We start from the raw sequence: 22453 nt of genomic DNA, 5'->3' as shown, positions 1-22453 counted from the left end.
CCCGCGCCCGCCCCGGGCGCCGGTCGGCTCACGGGGAGGCCGTCACGGGGATGCGGCCACGGGCGCCGGAGGTGTCCTTCAAGCGGTGGGGTCGCCCGTCACGCCGGACGTCACGCCCGCGTCCGTGCCGCCGTTCGTGGTGCCGGTGGTCGTCCCGCCGTTCGTGCCACCGTTGGTCGTCCCGCCGTTGGTCGTGCCGCCATTGGTCGTGCCACCGTTGGTCGTGCCACCGTTGGTCGTCCCGCCGTTGGTCGTGCCACCGTTGGTCGTGCCGCCATTGGTCGTACTCGTGCCCGTGGACTGCGACGGCGTGGTCTGCGGATCCGTCGGGCGCGTGGTCTGCGACTGCGTGGTCTGCGGATCCGTCGGGGTGTAGCCGGTGCCGCCCGAGCCGGTGTCCGAGCCGTTGTCCGTGCTGGAGCCGGTCGGCTGGTCGGAGGTGCTGTCCGACGGCGACGGGGACGTCGAGTCGTCCGTCGTGGACTGCGAGGGCGTCGTCGTCTGATGGGTGTCGCCGCCGGTCTTCCCGCTGCCGCCCGCGTTGTTCAGCGCGAACGCGACGCCCGCCGCGATCGCGATCACCGCGAGGACCGCGACGATCCACAGCTTGCCGCGCCCGCCGCCCCTGTTGCCGTGCCCCTCGAAGCCGCCGTCGTCGCCGTTGCCGTACCGGGAGGGCAGGATCGGCTGCGGGATCTGCGCGGTGCCGGGGCCGAAGTCGCCCGGGTGCTGCATCGCGGTCGTCCCCGTGAAGCCGCCCGCCGGGGTGTGCCGGCCGTCGTGCGACTGCACCGGGCCGGTGTTCCAGGTGCCGGTGTGGCCGCCCGCCTCGTAGAGCATCTGCAGGCCGTACTGGATCAGCCCGCGCATCTCCTCGGCCGTCTGGAACCGGTCGTCCGGCTCCTTGGCGAGCGAGCGCATCACCAGGCCGTCCAGCTCCGGCGGGCAGCCGTCGGTGACCTGCGAGGGCGGGATCGGCATGTCCTGGACGTGCTGGTAGACCACCGACAGCGGGGTCTCACCGGTGAACGGGGGCCGCAGCGCGAGGAGTTCGTACAGCAGGCAGCCGGTCGCGTACAGGTCGGAGCGGTGGTCGACGGCCTTGCCGAGCGCCTGCTCCGGGGAGAGGTACTGCGGCGTGCCCATGACCATGCCGGTCTGCGTCATCGTCGACTGGGCGCCGTGCAGCGCACGCGCGATGCCGAAGTCCATCACCTTGACGGCGCCGCTGTTCGTGATGATCACGTTGGCCGGCTTGATGTCGCGGTGCACGATGCCGTGCTGGTGCGAGTAGGCAAGCGCTTCCAGCACGCCGGAGACGATGATCAGGGCCTGCTCGGGGCCCGGCGCCTCGGCGTTCATCAGCAGGTCGCGGATGGTGCGGCCCTCGACCAGCTCCATCACGATGTACGGCACGGACTGGCCGCCCACGAAGTCCTCGCCGGAGTCGTACACGGCGACGATCGCGTGGTGGTTGAGGCCGGCGACGGACTGTGCCTCGCGGGTGAAGCGGGCCTTGGAGACCGGGTCCTCGGCCAGGTCGGCGCGCAGCAGCTTGACCGCGACGGTCCGGCCCAGCCGGACGTCCTCGGCCGCGAAGACCTCGGCCATGCCGCCCCGGCCCAGCCGGTGGGTCAGCCGGTAGCGGCCGTCGCCGACGAGCCCGCCGTTGCCCCACAACTCCGGCGCGTCCGACATGCCGCCGCCACTCGCCTCGGGGTCGGACGGGCCCTGGGCGCGCTGCGTCTGTGCCATCAGTCCTCGCCGTCGTTTCTGCCCGCGGTGCGCGCGGTGTTGTCACGGTCTCCGTCGGCCACGCTACAGCCTTCGTGGGGGCCACCGGTTCGGAACGGGAACCGGGACCAGCCACGAGCGTGACCGGCCATGAAACCTCTAGCACGCGCTGTCGTGCAAATTCTGTGTGCCGGTCGTACGCCCCCTGTAACGCTTGCGCGACGCTTCTTGCGCGTACGGTCACGGAACGGGCACCGAGCTTGACGTGTCAGTGCCCTGGGGCAGACTTGGCCGGTAATGACACGTTCGATCAAGGCCCTGCGATGAGCGAAGGTGCCGGACGGCCGGTGGGGGACGGGGAGAGATGAGCCAGGACGGCGCGCACGGCCGGTATGCGGGACAGGCCCTCGCGGGCGGCCGCTACCAGCTGCGGGACCTGCTCGGCGAGGGCGGCATGGCCTCGGTGCACCTGGCGTACGACGCCGTGCTCGACCGCCAGGTCGCGATCAAGACACTGCACACCGAGCTCGGCCGGGAACAGGCGTTCCGTGAGCGTTTCCGCCGCGAGGCCCAGGCCGTGGCCAAGCTCACGCACACCAACATCGTCTCGGTCTTCGACACCGGCGAGGACGATCTCGGCGGCACGGCCATGCCGTACATCGTCATGGAGTACGTCGAGGGCCGTCCGCTGGGCTCGGTCCTCGACGAGGACGTCCGGCAGTACGGCGCGATGCCCGCCGACAAGGCCCTCAAGGTCACCGCCGACGTGCTGGCGGCGCTGGACATCAGCCACGAGATGGGGCTGGTCCACCGCGACATCAAGCCGGGCAACGTGATGGTGACCAAGCGTGGTGTGGTCAAGGTCATGGACTTCGGCATCGCCCGCGCCATGCAGTCCGGGGTCACCTCGATGACCCAGACCGGCATGGTCGTCGGCACCCCGCAGTACCTCTCGCCGGAGCAGGCCCTCGGCCGCGGCGTGGACGCCCGCTCGGACCTCTACTCCGTCGGCATCATGCTGTTCCAGCTGGTCACCGGACGGCTGCCGTTCGACGCGGACTCGCCGCTCGCCATCGCGTACGCGCACGTGCAGGAGGAGCCGGTCGCGCCCTCCACGATCAACCGGTCCCTGCCGCCGGCGGTGGACGCGCTGGTCGCCCGCGCGCTGAAGAAGAACCCGAACGAGCGCTTCCCGACCGCCGAGGCCATGCGCGACGAGTGCCTGCGCGTCGCCGCCTCCTTCCAGGCGGCCGCGCCGAGCATCGTGCCGGGCACCGCGACGCAGAGCGGCTCGGGCGTCGGATCCGCGGTGTTCCCGCCGGTCGACCAGAGCGCCCAGTCGGCCCCCGGCCCCGTGCAGACGCCGTACCAGCCGGGTCCGTACGGCGCGCCGCAGACCCCCGCCCCGGCCGCCTACGGCTACCCGCAGCAGGGCGGCTACCAGACACCGCCCCCGGCGGGCTACGCCCCGCAGGCCGCGCAGGCGCCGACCCCGCCGCCGTACGGGGTCACGGCGCCGACCGCCCAGACGGCCGCGCACACCGCCGGCTCCGGCGGCGGCAAGGGCAACAAGCCGGTGATCATCGGCTCGATCGCGGTGTCGCTGGTCGCGGTCGTCGGCCTGATCGTCGCGCTGACCCTGAACAGCGGCGGCAACGACGGCAACGCGGGCGGCGGCGGTGCGAGCGCCTCGGCGTCCACCTCGCACCAGGCGGGCTACCGCGGCCCCGACACCACCCGGGTCATCGACAAGACCAAGTGCACCGAGCCGACCGAGGCCTACAACGACACGAAGAAGGTCGAGCTGCCGGACTTCCGGTACAAGGACATCAACTCGGTGAAGGCGTGTCTGCAGGCCGCGAGCTGGAGTTACGAGGTCACGCCCGTGAACGACAACACCTGGGGGGACGGCACAGTGCTGGACGAGTTCCCCGCCGCGGGAACGCCCGTCGACCCGAAGAACGCGGGCACCATCCAGCTGAAGGTGTCGAACGGCAATCCCGCCTGAAATCGCCGCGAACTGAGAGAAGTTGACGCTTCTCGCTTCTCCTCGACGACGGCAACGGTTCGGCGGAACGAAGACCGGGGCCCGGCACTTTCCGTGCCGGGCCCCGGCCGTTCGCGGTACAGGCCGCATCGTCACGGGTGCGGCCCGCATCCTCGCGGGTGCGGGCCGGTCGTCACGGATGCGGGCCGCTCGTCACAGGTACAGCCCGGTCGTCACAGGTACGGCCCGCCTGCTCGGCCGCCTGCGTGCGGGTCGTCGCCCTCGTAGCCCGTGACACCGGGCGGCAGCGCGCGGCGCATCTGCTCCAGTTGGGCCCGCGCGGCCATCTGCTGGGCGAAGAGCGTCGTCTGGATCCCGTGGAAGAGGCCTTCGAGCCAGCCCACCAACTGCGCCTGCGCGATCCGCAGTTCCGCGTCGCTCGGGGTGGCGTCGTCGTTGAACGGCAGGGAGAGCCGCTCCAGTTCCTCGACCAGTTCCGGCGCCAGGCCGTCCTCCAGCTCCTTCACCGAGCTGGCGTGGATCTCCTTCAGCCGGACCCGGCTGGCCTCGTCCAGAGGAGCCGCGCGCACCTCCTCCAGGAGCTGCTTGATCATGCTGCCGATCCGCATGACCTTGGCCGGCTGTTCCACCTGCTCCGTCACCGGGATCTCGCGGGAGTCCTCGTCCCCGTTGCCGCCGCCGAGCGCCATTCCGTCCTGGCCCACGACAAGGATCTGAGGATTCTCCGGCGACCGTTCGTTCCTCGGCATCTCCATGCCGCCATTCTCTCGCACCCGTATACCTCACCACCGTGGTGCCCCCTCCTGGGAGTGATCCACCGTTTCGACCCGACGGAGCATTCTGAAATGCCCTGATTGTCAATGAATGTGAGGCTTGTTTCTGTCGGTCATCCATCGATCACCGCATCCGGGCTCCGGGAGGTCACCGACGTGACTCCATGGCTGCGACTCATCCTCCGCTCCGTACGCCTGCTGCTCGCCCTCGCCGTGACGGCGGCCCTGCCGGCGTACGGCACCGGCACCGCGTACGCCCTGCCCACCTGCGCGGCCGACCCCGGCCCCGGGACCGCGGCCGGCCAGAACCGCCCACACCACTCCGGCTCCGGCTCCGGCTCCAGTCACGCGAAGCATCCCGGCCACTCGGCTCAGCCGAACGGCTCCGGCGGCTCGGACGGCTCGGTCAGTGGCCGGCCGGAGGGCCCGGGGCACCGGCCGGAGGCACCGGATCACGGTGACCGGGGTGACCGGGCCTCCCCCAGCGCCGCCGCCTCGCCCGTCCCCATGCCCTCCGACTCCGCCTCCGCCTCGTACCACCCCGGGGCCGCCGACCCGACCCGGGCGGGCAGCCTGGCGGGCGAGGGGCGGCTGCGGCCGGGCCGGCCGGACGGGCCCGCCGCCGAGGTGGAGGGCGGCGACGCCCCCGTGCCCACCCGGGCCCCCGGCACGGGCCGGGCGGAGGAGCCGGAGACCGCGGACCTCCCCGCCGTGACGCCGACGGCCCCGGAGGCCTCCGGCAAGGCCGGTCTCGACCGGACCCCGGCCCGCCACGCCGCCCCCCAGGGCGAGAGCGCCGCCGAGCCGGTGCTCCAGCTCCTCCCGCTGGGCAGCGGCCTGGTCCTCATCGGCCTGGGCCTGGCGTTCCTCGGCCTGAGACTCCGCAGGGGCTGACGGCGGCGGGTGGCCGCACCGGCGCGGCGAGGTGTCCAGCCGCGCGGGCGCGTCGATCGGGCACCGCTCCCTACGGCGCCACCAGCAGCACCTTGCCCACGTGACCGCTGGCCTCCAGGACCCGGTGCGCCTCGGCCGCCTCCGGCATGGGAAGTTCGCGGTCGACGACCGGACGGACGTGTCCGGAGGCGATGAGGGGCCACACGTGCTCCCGTACGGCGGCCACGATGGCCGCCTTCTCGCCGAGCGGCCGGGCGCGCAGCGAGGTCGCGCTGATCGCGGCCCGCTTGGCGAGCAGGGCGCCGATGTTCAGCTCACCCTTCACCCCGCCCTGCATGCCGATGATGGCGAGCCGGCCGCTGACGGCGAGCGCGTCGACGTTGCGCTCCAGGTACTTCGCCCCCATGTTGTCGAGGATCACATCGGCCCCGGCACCCCCGGTGGCCTGCTTGACCTCGGCGACGAAGTCCTGCTCGCGGTAGTTGATCAGGATGTCCGCGCCGAGCTCGGCGCAGCGCTCCAGCTTCTCCTTCGTCCCGGCGGTCACCGCGACCTTGGCACCGACGGCCTTGGCGAGCTGGATGGCCATGGTGCCGATGCCGCTGGAGCCGCCGTGCACGAGCAGCGTCTCGCCGGGCCGCAGGTGGGCGATCATGAACACGTTGGACCAGACGGTGCAGACCACCTCGGGCAGCGCGGCCGCCCGCGTGAGATCGATGCCCTCGGGCACGGGCAGCAGCTGCCCGGCCGGTACGACGACCTTCTCGGCGTAGCCGCCGCCCGCGAGCAGTCCGCACACCGGGTCGCCGACGGCCCAGCCGGAGACGCCGGGGCCGAGCGCGGCGATCCTGCCGGAGCACTCCAGGCCGGGGTAGGGCGAGGCGCCGGGCGGCGGGGTGTAGAAGCCCTGCCGCTGCAGGACGTCCGCACGGTTGACGGCGCTGGCCACCACCTCGACCAGCACCTCGCCCTCGCCGGGCACCGGATCGGGGACCTCCGCCCACACCAGCGCCTCGGGACCACCAGGTTCGGGAATCGTGATCGCATGCATGCCGGTGACGCTACTCCCCGTGGGTGCCCTGTCCCGGGCAGGCTCCCCAGACGTGCGCCCTCGGGCCCGGCGCTCAGTCGAGCGGCCGCGGCCGGATGCCCGGGGTGGCCCGGTTGCCGGGGGACACGCGGACGATGGTGATGAGCCGGTCGGTGAGCTGGAGGACGCCGACGGCCGGGTCGTCGTAGCCGAGCAGCCGGTGTCCGCGTACGACGCTCACCACGAGGTCGTCGGTCTCGCGCGGCCGCTTGCCCACCTCGCCGCGCACCACCGGCCGTTCGACGAGGTCCAGTCCGCTGCCCTGCTGGATCAGGTCCTCCATGACCATGCCGGCGGCGGGGCTGAGCACGGACAGGCCGAGCAGCCGGCCGGCCGCGCTGGCGCTGGTGATGACCGCGTCGGCGCCGGACTGCTTGAGCAGCGGTGCGTTCTCCTCCTCGCGCACGGCGGCCACGATCTTCGCGCCCCGGTTGAGCTGCCGGGCCGTCAGCGTGACGAGGACGGCGGTGTCGTCGCGCTGCGGCGCCACGATGATCTGCCGGGCCTTGTGCAGCTCGGCCCTCTTGAGCACGTCACTGCGGGTGGCGTCGCCCATGACCCCGGCGTAGCCCTCGGCGATCGCCGCGTCGACGGCCTTGGCACTGGGGTCGACCACGACCACCTGTTCCGTCTTCAGCCCGGTCGCGCAGACGGTCCGGACCGCCGACCGTCCCTTGGTGCCGAAGCCGATGACGACGGTGTGATCCCGCAACGTGTGCCTCTGAGTCATCAGTGGGTGATCCCATGCTTAATACGGAAGCCAAGGGCAACAATGCTGGAGCGATCTCCAGCGTCACGATGTCGTACAGCAGAGGAAACGCGCAATGAGTGCCCCGAGGCAACCCGGACCCGGCTCGGACAGAACCCGCCTTCCACTCCTGCGGTCCCTGCGGTACTGGTCCAGATCCGAGGACGGGCAATCGGTCCGCTTGCCGGCCGGGGCGACGGTGCCGCCCCTGCAACAGGTGCTCCGGCGCCTGGCCCTGGCGCTGCTGGTGCTCGCCCTCACGACCCTGCTCGTGTGGCTCGACCGTGCCGGCTATCGAGACAGCGCAGACGGCACAGTGGACCTGGTCGATTCGGCGTACTACGCGACCGTCACCCTCTCCACCACCGGTTACGGCGACATCACCCCGGTCAGCCACGGCGCCCGGCTCACCAACATCTTCGTCGTCACACCCCTGCGTGTGCTGTTCCTGATCATCCTGGTCGGCACCACGCTGGAAGTCCTCACCGAACGCACGCGGAACCAGGTCCGGATCGAACGCTGGCGCACCCGCATCCGCGATCACGTGGTCGTGGTCGGGTACGGCACGAAGGGCCGTCATGCCGTCGAGACCCTTCTGGGACAGGGGACCTCGAAGGATCAGATCGTCGTGGTCGATCCGCAGAAGAAGGCGGTGGACCTCGCCACCAGTGACGGGCTCGCCGCCGTCCACGGCGACGCCACCCGCGCAGAGACTCTGAGCAGGGCCGAACTGCACCAGGCAGCTCACGTCATCGTGGCTCCCCAGCGCGACGACACCGCAACGCTGGTCACCCTCACCGCTCGGCAGCTCAACAAGAGAGCCTCGATCGTCGTCGCCGTCCGAGAGGACGAGAACGTGCCGCTGGTGAAGCAGTCCGGCGCCGACGCCGTGATCACCAGTTCCAGCTCGGCCGGCCGTCTGCTCGGTGTGGCCATGTCCAGTGCACGCAGCGCGGACGTCCTGGAAGACCTCATGACGTACGGGAGCGGGCTTGATCTTGTGGAGCGAGGGGTGTCCCCGGGCGAGGTGGGGCACTCTCCACGTCAGAGCCCCGATCTTGTCGTCGCCGTCGTGCGGGGCAAGGAGATGCTGGACCATGCCGATCCCCGAGCGGAAACCCTCCGGGCCGGGGACCGGTTGATCACCATTCAGCGTGCGGCACCCCGCCACTGATCCGGCACCGCGTCATGGCCCGGACGTTTCACGTGAAACACACCCCGATCCCGGCGCTCGCCCACGGCAGATCCAGCAGCTCGGTCTGCGCGTTCTGCGGCGCCCCGCCGGACGGTACGACGGCCAGCGCGTCGGCGGCGGCGACCCCGCGGAGCATGGCCGGGCCGTTGTAGTGCAGCGGTACGGCACGGTCGCCGCGCAGCACCACGGGGACGAGCCGGGTGTCGTCCGGGTGTCCCTGGACCGCCTCGGTCAGCGGCAGCGCGTACCGCTCGGGGGCCGGGTGGGCGGCGAGGGTGCGCAGCAGCGGCTCGGCGAGCGTGAGCAGGCCGGAGACGGCCGCGAGGGGATTGCCGGGGAGGCCGACGAGATGCTGGTCGTCCTTGGTGCGGGCCAGCAGCATGGGGTGGCCGGGGCGCACCGTGACCCCGTCGACGAGGAGTTCGGCGCCGATGCGGTCCAGGATCGGGTGCACATGGTCGCGCGGGCCTGCGGCGGTACCGCCGGTGGTGACGATCAGGTCGGCGTCGGAGCCGGTGACGGCGCGGTGCAGGGCCTCGGCGTCGTCGCCGATCCGCCGCACCGCGACGACCTCGGCGCCGAGCGCGCGCAGCCAGGGCGGCAGCAGCGGGCCGAGCGCGTCCCGGATCAGCCCGTCGTGCGGCAGGCCCTCGGTCAGCAACTCGTCGCCAAGGACGAGGACTTCGGCGCGCGGCCGGGGTACGGCGGTGACGGTGTCGTATCCGGCTGCGGCGGCGAGGCCGAGGACGGCGGGGGTGACCAGGGTGCCGATGGGCAGCAACTGGTCGCCCTTGCGGCACTCCTGGCCGCGCGGGCGGATGTCCTGGCCGTGCGCCAGGTCCCGGGTGGCGTGCAGCCGGCCCTGTGTGTCGGTGTGGCCGTGCTCGCCGCGCAGGACCGCGGTGGTGTCGGCGGGGATGCGGGCGCCGGTCGCGATGCGCGCGGCCTCGCCGTCGGTGAGCGGCTCAGGCAGGCCGTGGCCGGCGAGCACGCCCTCGTCGCGCACCTGCCAGGGGCCGGGTCCGGCGACCGCCCAGCCGTCCATCGCGGAGGTGTCGAAGGAGGGCAGGTCGGTGAGGGCGTCGAGGGGGGCGGCCAGGACCAGGCCGAGGGCGTCGTCGAGCGGCACGGAGACGGGGGCGCGGCGGGGGCGGGCGCGCGCGGCGCGGGCGGCGGTCTCGCGGGCCTGGTGCCAGGGCGTGGCCCGGCGCCGTTCGCCGTCTGCATCAGGATCCGGAGCGGGCGTCTGGCCCGCGTCGTGGTCCCTGGGTTCTCTCACGAGGGCGAGGGCCACCTCCAGGTCGAGGTCGTCGCTGTCCTGCGCGGGCGCCCCGTTCCGGGTGTCGGGGGCGGTCATCCGGCGTCCGGGGTGTCCGGGCCGCTGCCGTCCCCACCCCCGTCCTTCGCCTCGTTCTCCTCTTCCCAGCGCAAGGCCAGCGCGGTGGCCTTGCGGGCGGCCTCGGCGACGGCCTCGGGGCTTCCCTTGCCCTGGGCCGCGGCGTAGCCGACGAGGAAGGTGGTCAGCGGGGCGGCGGGCCGGGCGACGCCGTGCGCGGCGTCCCGGGCCAGGTCGAGCAGGACGCCGGTGTCGACGTCGAGGTCGATGCCCAGCTCGTCCTTGACTGCGGAGATCCATTCATCCAACACGTGCCCATGCTCCCTGATGCGTGCCCTGGCGTCGGCGATGTCGTCCCAGGTGTCGCAGTCGAAGGACGCGAGCGGGTCCGGGACACGGGTGAGGCGGAGGGCGCCGGTCAGCCGGCGCAGGGGCAGTCCGGTCAGGCCGTCGGATCCGGCCGCGAGGGTGCCCAGTTCGCGGCGCAGTGCGCCGGTGCGGTAGGCGGCGACGAGCGGCTGGTCGCGGCCGCCCGCGTCGGTGAGCAGCGCGCCGTCGGCGCCGCTGTCGCGCAGGGCGGCCAACAGGCGCTGGAGGGTGGCCGGTTCGAGGAAGGGCAGGTCGGCGGAGAGCACGACGGCGTGCTCGGCGGTGGTCAGGCGCAGTCCTGCCGCCAGCGCGGCGACCGGTCCGGCACCGGGCGGCTCCTCGTGCGTCCACAGCACCGGCCGCACGGTGGGCCGCCGGGCGGCCACGACGACCGTCGTACGGGCACCCGCGCAGGCGGTGAGCACCCGGTCGAGCAGCGCCCGGCCGCCGACCCGCAGCCCGGGTTTGTCGGCCCCGCCGAGCCGCCGGGCGGCGCCGCCGGCCAGCACGACGGCGTCGTACGGCGCGGGCGGCCCGGGCGCGGCGGGGGCGTTGTGGCTCATCCCCCGAGTATGTCCCGCCCGGGCCTGCCTGTGTGCGCCGTCCGCGGGGACCTTGTGCCGGGCCCCGCGGGTGTCACAGGGTGCGCAGCAGCACCGCCGGCTGTTCCACGCAGTCCGCGACGTACCGCAGGAAGCCGCCCGCCGTGCCGCCGTCGCACACCCGGTGGTCGAAGGTGAGCGAGAGCTGGACGACCTGGCGCACCGCCAGCTCGCCCTCGTGCACCCAGGGTTTGGGGACGATGCGGCCGACGCCGAGCATGGCCGCCTCGGGGTGGTTGATGATCGGGGTGGAGCCGTCGACGCCGAAGACCCCGTAGTTGTTCAACGTGAAGGTCCCGCCCGTGAGTTCCCCGGGCGTCAGGGTGCCGGTGCGGGCGGCCTCGGTGAGCCGGGCGAACTCGGCGCTCAGCGCTTCGGCGTCGCGCGCGTGGGCGTCCCGGACGACCGGCACGACCAGCCCGCGGTCGGTCTGCGCGGCGAACCCGAGGTGGACGTGGTCGAGCCGGACGATCTCGCGGGCGTCCGTGTCGACGAAGGAGTTCAGCTCGGGGAAGCGGGCGAGGGCGGCGGTGCAGATCCGGGCGAGCAGCGCGAGCACGGAGATCTTCGGGCCTCCGGCTGCGTTCATCGCGGCACGCGCACGCATGAGCTCGGTCGCGTCCGCGTCCACCCAGCAGGTGGCGTCCGGGATCTCCCGGCGGCTGCGGGAGAGCTTGTCGGCGACGGCTCCGCGGACGCCCTTGAGGGGGACGCGGACCCCGGCGGCGCGCGGGGCCGGGGAGGCGGGGGCGGGCGCGGCCGGGACGGCGGGTGCCGCCGCCGCGGCCGGTGTCTCGGCCCAGCCGCTGCCCTGGGCCGTCCTGGTCCGCAGGGCGCCCTCGACGTCCGCGCGCAGGATCAGTCCGTCCGGGCCGGAGCCCGCCAGCTGCCGCAGGTCCACGCCGCCCTCACGGGCGAGCCTGCGCACCAGCGGGGAGATCACGGGCACGGGGCCCTCGGCGTGCAGTGCGGTCACGGGCACGGCGGCAGCGGCGAGGGAGGCCGGGGTCCCGTTCCGCCCCGCCGCCGCGTCCGGGACGGGTGTGCCGCTTCCGGCGGTCCTCGCGCTCGCGCCGTCGGCCGCCATCGGCGCCGGCCGCAGCCTACGGCGTCGCGCGGGTGCTTCCGACGTGCCGTATCCGACCAGGACGTTGCCGGAGCCCTCGGGCTCGGTGTGCGGCGCCGCCTCGCCCACCGCAACCGTCAGCAGCGGGGCGCCGACGGGCAGTTCGGTGCCCTCCTCGCCGAAGCGGGCGGTGACCACGCCGCCGTAGGGGCAGGGCACCTCGACCATGGCCTTGGCCGTCTCGACCTCGACGACCGGCTGGTCGACGGCGACGACGTCACCGACCTGGACGAGCCAGCGGACGATCTCCGCCTCGGTGAGTCCTTCGCCGAGGTCGGGGAGCTTGAACTCCAGCACCTGTGCCATCAGCCCTCGGCCTCCCACTGCAGCCGGGCCACGGCGTCCAGGATGCGGTCGACGCCGGGCAGGTGGTGCCGCTCCAGCATGGGCGGCGGGTAGGGGATGTCGAAGCCGGCCACGCGCAGCACGGGCGCCTCCAGGTGGTGGAAGCAGCGCTCGGTGATCCGGGCCGCGATCTCGCCGCCCGGTCCGCCGAACCCGGTGGACTCGTGGACGACGACCACGCGTCCGGTGCGCCGGACGGCCGCGCAGACCGTCTCGTCGTCGAACGGCACCAGCGAGCGCAGGTCGACCACTTCCAGGTCCCAGCCCTCGGCCCGGGCCGCCTCGGCGGCCTCCAGGCAGACCGGCAGGGAGGGGCCGTAGGTGACGAGGGTGGCGCTGCGGCCCGGCCGGCGCACCACCGCGCGGCCGATGGGCTCCACGTCGGTCGGGTGCTCGGGGTTCCAGGAGTCCTTCGACCAGTACAGCCGCTTGGGCTCCAGGAAGACCACCGGGTCGTCCGAGGCGATCGCCCGGCGCAGCAGGCCGTAGGCGTCGGCGACGGTCGCGGGCGTGACGACGTGCAGGCCCGGGGTGGCCATGTAGTAGGCCTCGGAGGAGTCGCTGTGGTGCTCGACGCCGCCGATGCCGCCGCCGTAGGGCACGCGGACGGTGATCGGCAGGGGCATCCGGCCGCGCGTGCGGTTGCGCATCCGGGAGACATGGCTGATCAGCTGCTCGAACGCCGGGTAGGCGAAGGCGTCGAACTGCATCTCCACCACCGGGCGCAGGCCGTACATGGCCATGCCGACGGCGGTGCCGAGGATGCCGGCCTCGGCGAGCGGGGTGTCGGTGCAGCGGTCCTCGCCGAACTCCTTGGCGAGGCCGTCGGTGACCCGGAAGACCCCGCCGAGCGCGCCGACGTCCTCGCCCATGACGTGCACGGTGGGGTCGGCGGCCATCGCGTCGCGCAGCGCGCGCGTGAGGGCCTGCGCCATGGTGGCGGGCTTGACGGCGACGGTGGTCATCGGGCGCCGCCTTCCGGCTCGCCGTGCTGCTGCTCGGCGTCCAGCTCGGCCTGCAACAGGGCGCGCTGTTCCCGCAGTTGGGCGGTGGTCTCGGCGTAGACGTGGTCGAAGAGGGCCATGGGGTCCGGTTCGGGATCGCGGTTCATGCGGGCGCGCAGGGCGGCGGCCATCTCCTCGGCGTCCTGCCGGGCGGCCTCCTTGCCGGCCTCGTCGATCAGCCCCCGCGCGGTCAGCTCCGCCTCCAGCAGTTCGATCGGGTCGTGCGCGCGCCAGGCCTCGACCTCGGTGTCGCCGCGGTAGCGGGTGGCGTCGTCGGCGTTGGTGTGGGCGTCGATGCGGTACGTCACCGCCTCCACCAGGGTGGGTCCGCCGCCCGCACGCGCGTGCTGCACGGCGTCGGTGAGGACCTCGTGGACGGCCGCCGCGTCGTTGCCGTCGACCAGTCGGCCCGGCATGCCGTATCCGACGGCCTTGTGGGCCAGGGAGGGCGCGGCGGTCTGCTTGGCGAGCGGGACGGAGATGGCGAAGCCGTTGTTCTGCACGAGGAAGACGACCGGTGCCTGCCAGACGGCGGCGAAGTTCAGCGCCTCGTGGAAGTCGCCCTCGCTGGTGCCGCCGTCGCCGACCAGGGCGAGCGCGACGACGTCGTCGCCCTTGAGGCGGGCGGCGTGCGCGAGGCCGACGGCGTGCGGCAGCTGGGTGGCCAGCGGGGTGGACAGGGGGGCCACGCGGTGGGCGTGGGGGTCGTAGCCGGAGTGCCAGTCGCCGCGCAGCAGCGTCAGCGCCTCGACGGGGTCCACGCCCCGGGCGACGACGGCGAGCGTGTCGCGGTAGCTGGGGAAGAGCCAGTCGCGTTCCTGGAGGGCCAGCGCGGCCGCGACCTGGCAGGCCTCCTGGCCGGTGCTGGAGGGGTAGACAGCGAGTCGGCCCTGCTTGGTGAGTGCGGTGGCCTGGGTGTTGTAGCGGCGACCGCGGACCAGCTGGGCGTAGAGCCGGCGCAGCAGGTCGGGGTCGGCCTCGGCGGCCGACCGGGTGCCGAGGACGCGGTAGGGCTCGGCGTCGGGCAGCAGCGGCGCGGGGTCCATACGGGGCTGCCAGGCGGGCGGCGGCGATGGCCGGTACGCGCCTCGCTGCTCCATGACCGTCATGACGGCACCTCCTCGTGGGAGCGGCTACGGGAGGCGGGTCGACGGTGACCCGTCCCACCTACCGATTGTTCGGTCGTCGGCACATTTTGGCTACAGGCACCTTCAGGCTGTGGACAAACGGTTCTCCACAGCCTGGAATGAACGCAGGACGTCCACGGCGAGGGAGCGGGGGGACATGGCAGCTGAACAATTGGCCGAGGGACCGCAGGATGGCATCCCGCTGCCGCCCCCGCGACCGCTGGACGCCATCGATCAGGACATCCTGAAAATCCTCCAGGGTGACGGCCGCGCCTCGATACGTGCGGTCGCCGAACGCGTCCACGTCTCGCGCGCCAACGCGTACGCGCGGATCAACCGGCTCGTCGAGGACGGGGTGATCCGCGGGTTCGGCGCGCGCGTGGACCACGAGCGGGCGGGGCACGGCACCTCGGCGTACGTGACCCTGAAGATCGTCCAGAACACCTGGCGCACGGTCCGCGAGCAGCTCAGACAGCTGCCCGGCGCCTCGCACATCGCTCTGGTGGGCGGCGACTTCGACGTCCTGCTGCTGGTGCACACGCCCGACAACCGGGCGCTGCGCGAGCTGGTCCTCACCCGGCTCCAGGCGATCCCCGAGGTGCTCAGCACGCGCACGCTGCTGGTGTTCGAGGAGGAGGACCTGGAGCCGGAGGAGTAGCGGCCCTGCCGGCTCTCAGGCGCTGCGCAGGCCCGAGAAGACGAGCCGGGCGACGGCGTCGGCCACCTCGCGCTCGCCGGCGCCGCGCGGGTCCGGCCGGTACCACTCCACGATCGAGTTGATCATGCCGAAGACCAGCCGGGTGGCCAGCCGGACCTCCACGTCGCCGCGGACGTCACCGTCGGCGGCCGCGGCCTTCAGCAGCTCGGCGACCCGGTGGTCGAAGTCGCGCCGCCGCTCCAGCGCCCACCGCTCGGTCTCGGTGTTGCCGCGCACGCGCAGCAGCAGCGTCACGTACGGCAGCTCGCCGATGAGCACCTCGACCATGCGGCGCACGACGTGCTCCAGACGCTCGACGGACCTCCCCACGCGCGCGTGCTCCTCGTCGAGGATGGCGAACAGTCCGTCCAGGGCCCGGCTGACGGCCCGGCTCAGCAGTTCCTCCTTGCCGCTGACGTGGTGGTATATCGACGACTTGGAGATGCCGGCCGCCTTGGACAGGTGCTCCATGGAGGTGCCGTCGTAGCCGCGCTCGTTGAAGACCTGCACGGCGACGGACAGGAGCGTCTCCGGGGTGTACGTGTCGCGTCTGGCCGTGGTCACGAGGCGCCCTCCCGCTTGTCGACGGCGTATGCGTGGCGGTAGAGCGCGAGTGAGGGCGCGTAGCGTCCGGACGGGTCGCGCTCGTGCATCTCGTCCAGGACGTCGATGGCGAAGTCGCGGCCGAGCTTGCGGTCCCACGCGAACGGGCCGAGCGGGTAGTTGACCCCGAGGCGCATGGCCGTGTCGATGTCCTCCTCGGTGGCCACGCCCTTGGCGACCGCGTCATGGGCGAGGTCGATGATCCGGGCGACCGTGCGCGCGACGATCATGCCGGGGACGTCGCCGATGACGCTGACGTCCTTGCCGAGCGCCTGGAACAGGCCGGTGGCCTCGGCGAGGGTCTGCGGCGAGGTGTCGTGGACGGCGGACAGGGCGATGCGGGTGGCCGTGCGGTAGTCGAGGGCGAGGTCGAAGTAGACGACGTCCCGGAACTCCACGGAGGTCTGCCCGTCGGCGAGGACCAGCTGGCCGCCGCCGGGCAGCACCAGGCGGGTGCCGTTGTCCTCGTCCTCCTCGCGGACCTGGATGCCCGCCTCGCGGATGAGCGCGAGCAGACCGGCGGCGGGGCCGAGGTCGCCCTCGGCGATGACGTACGCGGGCGGCCGCTCCTCGTCGGCGGTGTGCGGCTCGGCCGGCTCGGCGTCCTCGGCGTAGTCGTACCAGCCGTGCCCGCTCTTGCGGCCGAGGCGTCCGGACTCCACCAGCCGGCGCTGCGCCAGGGAGGGCGTGAAGCGCACGTCCTGGAAGAAGGCCTGCCACACCGAGTGCGTCACGGACTCGTTGACGTCCTGCCCGATCAGGTCGGTCAGCTCGAAGGCACCCATCTTGAAGCCGCCGGAGCCGCGCAGCACCGCGTCGATGGTGGCCGGGTCGGCCGCCTGGGCCTCGTAGACGGCGAACGCCTCGGCGTAGAACGGCCGGGCGATCCGGTTGACGATGAAGCCCGGGGTGTCCGCGCAGGCCACCGGGGTCTTGCCCCAGGCGCGGGCGGTCTCGTACGCGCGCGTGGCCGACGTGACGTCGGTGGCGAACCCGGAGACGACCTCGACCAGGGGCAGCAGCGGGGCCGGGTTGAAGAAGTGCAGGCCGACGAAGCGGCCGGGATGGCGCAGGGCGCCGCCGATCGCCGTCACCGACAGCGAGGAGCTGTTGGTGGCGAGCAGGCAGTCCTCGGTGACGATGTCCTCCAGCTCGCCGAAGAGCTGCTGTTTGACGTCCAGCCGTTCCAGGACGGCCTCGACGACCAGTCCGCAGTCGGCCAGCCCGGCGAGGCCGTCCACCGGCTTCAGCCGGGCACGGGCCGCGTCCCGGTCGGCGGCGCCGAGCCTGCCCTTCTCCACGAGCCGGTCGAGCCGGGCGCCGATCGCTTCGGCCGCGTCCCGGGCCCGTCCGGCGACGGCGTCGTACAGCCGCACGGGGTGGCCGGCGACCAGCGCGACCTGGGCGATGCCCTGGCCCATGGTGCCGGTGCCGACGACGGCCACGGGGCTGCTGAGGTCGAGTGCTGTCATGTGCGCGATCCTCCCGCACGGGGTTTTCCACAGATGCGGCGGTCCCCCTTGTCCCGACCGATCGTTCGGTTACTCTAGCTCTGACGATCCCATCCCGCTGCTCTTTCTGCCAGGCCGTGAACTCGATGGAGAGTTCCCCAGACGAGGAGTTGGTCCCGCATGGCCGCCGAACTGACCGCGCCCGAGCTGATCGCGAAGCACCGGCCCACCCTGGACCAGGCGCTGGAAGCGATCCGTACGCGCGCGTACTGGTCCCCGCACCCCGAGCACCCCAAGGCCTACGGCGCGAACGGCAGCCTGGACGCGGAGGCGGGCAAGGCCGCCTTCGACGCCGTGCTGAACACCCGCCTGGACCTCGGCCAGCCCGGCACGGACGACTGGACGGGCGGCGAGGTCTCCCCGTACGGCATCGCGCTGGGCGTGGAGTACCCGCACGCGGACGTGGACGTGCTGCTGCCCGCGATGAAGGCCGGGCAGCGCGCCTGGCGGGACGCGGGCGCGGAGACGCGCGCGGTGGTCTGCCTGGAGATCCTCAAGCGCATCAGCGACCGGACCCACGAGTTCGCGCATGCCGTCATGCACACCAGCGGCCAGGCCTTCATGATGGCGTTCCAGGCGGGCGGCCCGCACGCCCAGGACCGCGGCCTGGAGGCGGTGGCGTACGCCTACGCGGAGCAGGTCCGCACGCCGGAGACGGCCGAGTGGACCAAGCCCCAGGGCAAGCGCGACCCGCTGACCCTCACCAAGCAGTTCACCCCGGTCCCGCGCGGCATCGCCCTGCTCATCGGCTGCAACACCTTCCCGACCTGGAACGGCTACCCGGGCCTGTTCGCCTCCCTCGCCACCGGCAACGCGGTCCTGGTCAAGCCCCACCCGCGCGCGGTGCTGCCGCTCGCGCTGACCGTGCAGGTCGCACGCCAGGTCCTCACCGAGGCCGGCTTCGACCCGAACCTGGTGGCGCTGGCCGCCGAACGCCCCGGCGAGGGCATCGCCAAGCCCTTGGCCACCCGCCCCGAGATCCGGATCATCGACTACACCGGGTCGACGGCCTTCGGCGACTGGCTGGAGGCCAACGCCCGCCAGGCGCAGGTCTACACGGAGAAGGCCGGCGTCAACACGGTGCTGGTGCACTCCACCGACGACTACAAGGGCATGCTGTCCAACCTGGCGTTCTCGCTGTCCCTGTACAGCGGCCAGATGTGCACCACCCCGCAGAACCTGCTCGTTCCCCGGGACGGCATCCGCACCGACCAGGGCTCCAAGACCTTCGACGAGGTCACCGCCGACCTCGCCCGCGCGGTCGACGGCCTCCTCGGCGACGACGCGCGCGCGAACGCCCTGCTCGGCGCGATCGTCAACCCGGACGTCAAGGCCCGCCTGGAAGCCGCGGCCGGCCTCGGCGAAGTCGTCCTCGCCTCCCGGGAGATCACCCACCCGGACTTCCCGGACGCGGTCGTGCGCACCCCCGTCATCGTCAAGCTGGACGGCGCGCGGAAGTACTGGGAGGGGGCGGACGACCAGGCCGCCTACATGAGCGAGTGCTTCGGCCCCGTCTCCTTCGCCGTCGCGGTCGACTCGACGGCCGACGCGGTGGAGCTGCTGCGCCGCACGGTCCGCGAGAAGGGCGCGATGACGGTCGGCGCCTACACGACCGACCCCGAGGCCGAGCGGGCCGTCGAGGAGGTCTGCCTGGAGGAGGCGGCCCAGCTGTCGCTCAACCTGACCGGCGGGGTGTACGTGAACCAGACGGCCGCCTTCTCCGACTTCCACGGCTCGGGCGGCAACCCGGCGGCCAACGCCGCGCTGTGCGACGGGGCGTTCGTGGCGAACCGGTTCCGGGTCGTCGAGGTGCGCCGGGAGGCCTAGGAAGGGGCCCGGACAGCGGCCTGGGAAGCCGAGGGCGCGCCCCCGGTGACGCTCCAGTGGTACAGCGTCATCGCCACGCTGGTGGCCAGGTTGTAGCTGGAGACCTGGGGGCGCATCGGCAGCGCCAGCAGGTGGTCGGCACGCGCGCGCAGCTCGGCCGACAGCCCGCTGCGCTCCGAGCCGAACGCCAGCACGGCGTCGTCGGGCAGCGTGGTGCCCCGGATGTCCTCGCCCTCGGGGTCGAGGGCGAACAGCGGCCCGGCGGGCAGCTCCTCGACCCCGAGGCGCTCCACGGCGGTCGCGAAGTGCAGCCCTGCGCCGCCGCGCACGACGGTGGGGTGCCACGGGTCGAGCGTGCCCGTGGTGACCACCCCGGTCGCCCCGAAACCGGCGGCGAGCCGGATCACGGCCCCGGCGTTGCCCAGGTTCCTCGGGTTGTCCAGGACCACGACCGGCGCGGTGCGCGGCGTGCGGGCGAGCGCCCGCAGATTGGCCTCACGGGACGGCCGTACGGCCAGCGCGGCCACCCCGGTCGGGTGGGGCCGCGGCACGAGCGAGGCGTACGTCCGCGCCGGCACCTCGGTGAGCAGGGCGTCCAGCGCGGCCCGGACGTCCCCGGCCAGCTCCTCGGCCAGGGCGAGCGCGGCCGCCCGGTCGGTGGTGACCGCCACCGGCACCTCCGCCCCGAAGCGCACCGCGTGCTTCAGGGCGTGGAAGCCGTCGAGCAGCACGGCGCTGCCGGCGTGCGCGCGCCAGCGGGTCAGCGGGTCGGTCATGCCGTGAACCCTACGCGGCGCCCACCGCGCCCGGAGCGTCCTGCTCCGCCCCCTCCGGCTGCTCCTGCCCCGGCTCCGGCTCCGGCGAAGAGCGCGGTGCGGGCACCGCACGCTCCCCGCGCCCGGCGATCCGCGCACGCGCGCGTGCCACCAGGGCGCCCAGCCGGCGCAGGAAGGACGTCGGCAGGAAGACCGCGTCGGCGGTGATCATCGCCAGCGAGAAGAACGGCAGGCCGAGGACGACCGCGATCACCGCGTGCTCAAGCATCATCGCGACCAGCAGGACGTTCTTGACCCGCCGGTTGAACAGGGTGAACGGGAAGGCGACCTGCACCATGACCGTCCCGTAGGCGGCGATCATCATGATCGTGCCGCTGGAGGACATCAGGTCGGCGAGGCCCGGCCAGGGCGAGAAGTAGTCCAGGTGGAGCGGGTAGTAGACGGCGGTGCCGTCCTGCCAGCGCGAGCCCTGGATCTTGTACCAGCCGGCCGTCGCGTAGATGAGGCACGCCTCCGCCATGATCACGGCAAGAGCGCCGTTGTGCAGGATGTTGGCGACGACGTCCAGCAGGATCTTCGGGTCCCGTGCCGTCGCCCAGCGGCCGACGGCCCACCACAGGCCGAGCCCCGCCAGGACCGTCCACAGCAGGGCGGGGATCAGCCAGCCGTTGTCGAACCGGCCGGTGACCGTCACGAGGACGAGCGCCAGGCCGAGCACCGCCCACAGGGCCGGCCCCAGCCGGTCGGCGGGAAGCCGCTCCCCACGCGCGCGTGCCGCCTCGGCGCGCTCCGCCCGCCGCGCGTCCAGCGACCACACCTGTCCGCAGCGCGTGAACACCAGGTAGATCGACATCAGGTGCAGGACGTTGTCCCCGCCGTCGCCGACGAAGACACTGCGGTTCTGGAGCGACAGCACGCCCACCATGAACAGCACGGACGCCGTCCGGGTGCGCCAGCCGAGCAGCAGCGCGACGCTCGCGAGGACCGCCAGCACGTAGAAGCACTCGAACCAGAGCTGCCCGCCGGTCCACATCAGGGCGGTGAAGGCGCGGTTGTCGGCCGTCAGCTCCTTGGCGAGGCTCCAGCTCCACGGTCCGGCCGGGCCGTACAGCTCCTGGCGGTGCGGGAACTCCCGCAGCAGGAACAGCAGCCAGGTCCCGGCGAACCCGATCCGGATCACGGCGCTCTGGTACGGCCCGAGCGCCGCCCCGGTCACCCGGGCGATCCCGCGCGAGAGGGTCAGGGAGAGACGGGTCAGAGAGGAAGAGCCGTTCACCGCACACCCCCGGCGGCCTCATCGGCGGTCACGGTCCACCAGGGCAGCAGACGGTAGACGGGCTGGTCGGACACGCGCTCGGGGCTCCACTTCGGCGGCTGCACATTGGTGGTGCAGGAACGGATCTGCACCTGCTGGATAACGCCCAGCCGGTCGGGCGGCTCGTTCCGGTACAGGCGCATCACCACGATCCGGCGCAGGTACTCCTCGGAGAGGGAACCGCGCATGCCGACGGGCCGGTTGTCGGTGCCGTGCGTGGCCGTGAAGAAGTCCCAGGCCCGGCGCAGCTCGTTCTGCTCGGTGTGGCTGGGCGCCAGGTTGCCGTCGATGGCGGCGCCGTCCTCGGCGGACAGATCGGTCCACCCGGTGGTCCGCAGCTCACCGCTCTTCGTCCGCACCTCGGCACGCACCTGCACGGCGATGTTCTGCTGCAACGGGTTCGGGGCGAACAGCTTCCAGTTCTGCTCGAACTCGGGGTACACCCACTCCTCGACGGCCTTGCCGTGCTGCTTCGTCACGGTGTTCGCGGGGGCGAGGCTGAGGAACACCATCAGCACATGTACACCGGCGGCCACGGCGACCGCGGCGAGGGCGAGTGCCGCGGCGATCTGGTAGCGGGGGGAGAGAGCGGCCACACCGGCACCGGGCGCGGCGGGCGGCACGGCGGCAACGCCCACCCCAGCGGCCGGCCCCGCCTCGGCCTCCTCGGTCTCGGCTCCCGGCTCGGCCACCGGGCCCGCCTCCTCCGCCCGGCCGGGCCGGGCCGCCCAGCCAGGACCAGCCGCCCGGGCCGACTCGCCACGTCCCGCGTCGCTGTGTCCTGCGTCGCTATGTCCCGCGTCGCTGTGGCCCACGTCGCTGTGTCCTGCGTCATCGGGTCCGGAGTCGCCGGATCCCGAGGCGCCACGTCCCGGCTCGCTGCCGCCGGGGCCAGTCCCTCTGGCGCCTACGGCCGCGGTGTCGATGTCGGTGCCGGTGTCGGTGCCGGCCGGAGGTTCGGCCGGGAGACGCGCCCCGGTCGACCCGTCGGGGCCTGGCTCGGCCCCCGGGTCCTCGTCGTACGCGTCCATTCCGTTCCCGTCCCCCGTCTCGGCTCGGTCATCTCGGTTCAGTCGGCCGGCCCCGCGGCCGGCTCAGGTGTACGGCGCCCGTCCCGGGTGCCCCACGGTTCCCGCACACCACGGTGCGGCGTCCGCACGGAACGGTACTCAGACCCGGCCGCCGAGCGCAGCCCCGGGTACGGGCCCGGCCCCGTGGTCCTCGCCACGCCGTACGGCACCGGACCCCGCCGTACCCGCCTCCGCTCCGGTTGTCCACAGGCCGCCCACCGGAGTTTTCCACAGCGGTTGACACTCCACAGCGCCCCGGCACACCATTGACACCACACGGACCGAACGATCGGTCGGGACAGT

Annotated in this window: 18 protein-coding genes and 1 pseudogene; 5 read left to right on the top strand and 14 right to left on the bottom strand. The window is 73.1% G+C overall.

Features of this window, described 5'->3' with window-relative positions:
• Window positions 1-78 precede the first annotated feature (78 nt).
• Window positions 79-1755, bottom strand: coding sequence for a protein kinase domain-containing protein (locus tag AC4OXY_RS26330; RefSeq protein ID WP_362820693.1), 1677 nt, complete (start codon window positions 1753-1755; stop codon window positions 79-81).
• A gap of 343 nt (window positions 1756-2098) precedes the next feature.
• On the opposite strand from AC4OXY_RS26330, the gene AC4OXY_RS26325 reads away from it, so the two are divergent.
• Complete coding sequence (locus tag AC4OXY_RS26325; protein ID WP_376287946.1) at window positions 2099-3742, top strand: protein kinase domain-containing protein; 1644 nt, start codon at window positions 2099-2101, stop codon at window positions 3740-3742.
• A gap of 212 nt (window positions 3743-3954) precedes the next feature.
• Here the strand turns inward: AC4OXY_RS26325 and AC4OXY_RS26320 are convergent, their stop codons facing one another.
• Window positions 3955-4497, bottom strand: a complete 543-nt coding sequence (locus AC4OXY_RS26320; RefSeq protein WP_491991159.1) for a bacterial proteasome activator family protein — start codon at window positions 4495-4497, stop codon at window positions 3955-3957.
• A gap of 174 nt (window positions 4498-4671) precedes the next feature.
• Between AC4OXY_RS26320 and AC4OXY_RS26315 the strand changes: the two genes are divergently transcribed.
• Window positions 4672-5409: a hypothetical protein gene (locus tag AC4OXY_RS26315; RefSeq protein WP_491991158.1), complete on the top strand. Its 738-nt coding sequence runs from the start codon at window positions 4672-4674 to the stop codon at window positions 5407-5409.
• A gap of 70 nt (window positions 5410-5479) precedes the next feature.
• Here AC4OXY_RS26315 and AC4OXY_RS26310 read toward each other — a convergent pair whose 3' ends face one another.
• Both AC4OXY_RS26310 and AC4OXY_RS26305 read right to left on the bottom strand, forming a co-directional pair.
• Window positions 5480-6460 carry an NAD(P)H-quinone oxidoreductase gene (locus AC4OXY_RS26310; RefSeq protein WP_356025994.1) on the bottom strand — a complete coding sequence of 327 codons (981 nt, stop codon included), beginning with the start codon at window positions 6458-6460 and terminating at the stop codon, window positions 5480-5482.
• A gap of 73 nt (window positions 6461-6533) precedes the next feature.
• Window positions 6534-7220 (bottom strand): annotated as a pseudogene (locus AC4OXY_RS26305) (potassium channel family protein); the annotation flags it as partial.
• Window positions 7221-7323: 103 nt separating this feature from the next.
• On the opposite strand from AC4OXY_RS26305, the gene AC4OXY_RS26300 reads away from it, so the two are divergent.
• Entirely contained in the window at window positions 7324-8421 is a 1098-nt protein-coding gene (locus AC4OXY_RS26300; RefSeq protein WP_356025992.1) for a potassium channel family protein, read from the top strand.
• Window positions 8422-8449: 28 nt separating this feature from the next.
• Here AC4OXY_RS26300 and AC4OXY_RS26295 read toward each other — a convergent pair whose 3' ends face one another.
• From AC4OXY_RS26295 to pdhA, 5 genes are all read right to left on the bottom strand, one after another.
• Window positions 8450-9799: a molybdopterin molybdotransferase MoeA gene (locus AC4OXY_RS26295; RefSeq protein ID WP_356025990.1), complete on the bottom strand. Its 1350-nt coding sequence runs from the start codon at window positions 9797-9799 to the stop codon at window positions 8450-8452.
• Window positions 9796-10710, bottom strand: a complete 915-nt coding sequence (locus AC4OXY_RS26290; RefSeq protein ID WP_491991157.1) for an NTP transferase domain-containing protein — start codon at window positions 10708-10710, stop codon at window positions 9796-9798. Before AC4OXY_RS26290 ends, AC4OXY_RS26295 begins: the two co-directional genes overlap by 4 nt.
• A gap of 73 nt (window positions 10711-10783) precedes the next feature.
• Entirely contained in the window at window positions 10784-12181 is a 1398-nt protein-coding gene (locus AC4OXY_RS26285) for a dihydrolipoamide acetyltransferase family protein (protein ID WP_356025985.1), read from the bottom strand.
• The gene (locus AC4OXY_RS26280) at window positions 12181-13185 is read right to left on the bottom strand and encodes an alpha-ketoacid dehydrogenase subunit beta (RefSeq protein ID WP_356025983.1); all 1005 of its coding nucleotides are present in this window, start codon (window positions 13183-13185) and stop codon (window positions 12181-12183) included. The genes AC4OXY_RS26285 and AC4OXY_RS26280 overlap by 1 nt, the downstream gene beginning before the upstream one ends.
• A complete protein-coding gene (pdhA, locus tag AC4OXY_RS26275; RefSeq protein WP_491991156.1) occupies window positions 13182-14333 on the bottom strand; it encodes a pyruvate dehydrogenase (acetyl-transferring) E1 component subunit alpha in 1152 nt (383 codons plus the stop codon). Before pdhA ends, AC4OXY_RS26280 begins: the two co-directional genes overlap by 4 nt.
• A 175-nt stretch (window positions 14334-14508) precedes the next feature.
• Here pdhA and AC4OXY_RS26270 point away from each other — a divergent pair, with 175 nt between their 5' ends.
• Window positions 14509-15009 carry an Lrp/AsnC family transcriptional regulator gene (locus AC4OXY_RS26270; RefSeq protein ID WP_356025979.1) on the top strand — a complete coding sequence of 167 codons (501 nt, stop codon included), beginning with the start codon at window positions 14509-14511 and terminating at the stop codon, window positions 15007-15009.
• Between the two features lie 15 nt (window positions 15010-15024).
• On the opposite strand, the gene AC4OXY_RS26265 is transcribed toward AC4OXY_RS26270, so the two are convergent.
• Together AC4OXY_RS26265 and AC4OXY_RS26260 are read right to left on the bottom strand one after the other, a co-directional pair.
• Entirely contained in the window at window positions 15025-15612 is a 588-nt protein-coding gene (locus AC4OXY_RS26265) for a TetR/AcrR family transcriptional regulator (protein WP_356025976.1), read from the bottom strand.
• Entirely contained in the window at window positions 15609-17123 is a 1515-nt protein-coding gene (locus AC4OXY_RS26260) for a 3-hydroxyacyl-CoA dehydrogenase (RefSeq protein ID WP_491991155.1), read from the bottom strand. Before AC4OXY_RS26260 ends, AC4OXY_RS26265 begins: the two co-directional genes overlap by 4 nt.
• Window positions 17124-17282: 159 nt before the next feature.
• Between AC4OXY_RS26260 and paaN the strand changes: the two genes are divergently transcribed.
• Window positions 17283-18989, top strand: coding sequence for a phenylacetic acid degradation protein PaaN (gene paaN / locus AC4OXY_RS26255; RefSeq protein WP_356025972.1), 1707 nt, complete (start codon window positions 17283-17285; stop codon window positions 18987-18989).
• Here paaN and AC4OXY_RS26250 read toward each other — a convergent pair.
• From AC4OXY_RS26250 to AC4OXY_RS26240, 3 genes are read right to left on the bottom strand one after another with little or no spacing between them, the layout of a single operon-like run.
• Window positions 18986-19765, bottom strand: coding sequence for a TrmH family RNA methyltransferase (locus tag AC4OXY_RS26250; protein WP_362820687.1), 780 nt, complete (start codon window positions 19763-19765; stop codon window positions 18986-18988). The genes paaN and AC4OXY_RS26250 overlap by 4 nt on opposite strands.
• A gap of 10 nt (window positions 19766-19775) precedes the next feature.
• On the bottom strand, window positions 19776-21023 hold the full coding sequence (locus AC4OXY_RS26245; RefSeq protein WP_491994643.1) for an HTTM domain-containing protein: 1248 nt from the start codon (window positions 21021-21023) through the stop codon (window positions 19776-19778).
• A gap of 14 nt (window positions 21024-21037) precedes the next feature.
• Window positions 21038-21772, bottom strand: a complete 735-nt coding sequence (locus AC4OXY_RS26240) for a DUF5819 family protein (protein WP_491991154.1) — start codon at window positions 21770-21772, stop codon at window positions 21038-21040.
• Window positions 21773-22453: the final 681 nt, after the last annotated feature.

The sequence above is a fragment of the Streptomyces sp. HUAS MG56 genome (assembly GCF_058673395.1).
Note: the sequence above shows the minus strand (reverse complement) of the source record. Positions and strands in the feature narration are given on the sequence as shown.

Bases quoted from the DNA above. Each gene is read 5' to 3' on its own strand.
- AC4OXY_RS26295 (WP_356025990.1), bottom strand. From the start codon at position 9,799: ATGACCGCCCCCGACACCCGGAACGGGGCGCCCGCGCAGGACAGCGAC.
- AC4OXY_RS26280 (WP_356025983.1), bottom strand. From the start codon at position 13,185: ATGACCACCGTCGCCGTCAAGCCCGCCACCATGGCGCAGGCCCTCACG.
- AC4OXY_RS26325 (WP_376287946.1), top strand. From the start codon at position 2,099: ATGAGCCAGGACGGCGCGCACGGCCGGTATGCGGGACAGGCCCTCGCG.
- paaN (WP_356025972.1), top strand. From the start codon at position 17,283: ATGGCCGCCGAACTGACCGCGCCCGAGCTGATCGCGAAGCACCGGCCC.
- AC4OXY_RS26300 (WP_356025992.1), top strand. From the start codon at position 7,324: ATGAGTGCCCCGAGGCAACCCGGACCCGGCTCGGACAGAACCCGCCTT.
- AC4OXY_RS26290 (WP_491991157.1), bottom strand. From the start codon at position 10,710: ATGAGCCACAACGCCCCCGCCGCGCCCGGGCCGCCCGCGCCGTACGAC.
- AC4OXY_RS26330 (WP_362820693.1), bottom strand. From the start codon at position 1,755: ATGGCACAGACGCAGCGCGCCCAGGGCCCGTCCGACCCCGAGGCGAGT.
- pdhA (WP_491991156.1), bottom strand. From the start codon at position 14,333: ATGACGGTCATGGAGCAGCGAGGCGCGTACCGGCCATCGCCGCCGCCC.
- AC4OXY_RS26320 (WP_491991159.1), bottom strand. From the start codon at position 4,497: ATGGAGATGCCGAGGAACGAACGGTCGCCGGAGAATCCTCAGATCCTT.
- AC4OXY_RS26310 (WP_356025994.1), bottom strand. From the start codon at position 6,460: ATGCATGCGATCACGATTCCCGAACCTGGTGGTCCCGAGGCGCTGGTG.
- AC4OXY_RS26250 (WP_362820687.1), bottom strand. From the start codon at position 19,765: ATGACCGACCCGCTGACCCGCTGGCGCGCGCACGCCGGCAGCGCCGTG.
- AC4OXY_RS26270 (WP_356025979.1), top strand. From the start codon at position 14,509: ATGGCAGCTGAACAATTGGCCGAGGGACCGCAGGATGGCATCCCGCTG.
- AC4OXY_RS26285 (WP_356025985.1), bottom strand. From the start codon at position 12,181: ATGGCACAGGTGCTGGAGTTCAAGCTCCCCGACCTCGGCGAAGGACTC.
- AC4OXY_RS26260 (WP_491991155.1), bottom strand. From the start codon at position 17,123: ATGACAGCACTCGACCTCAGCAGCCCCGTGGCCGTCGTCGGCACCGGC.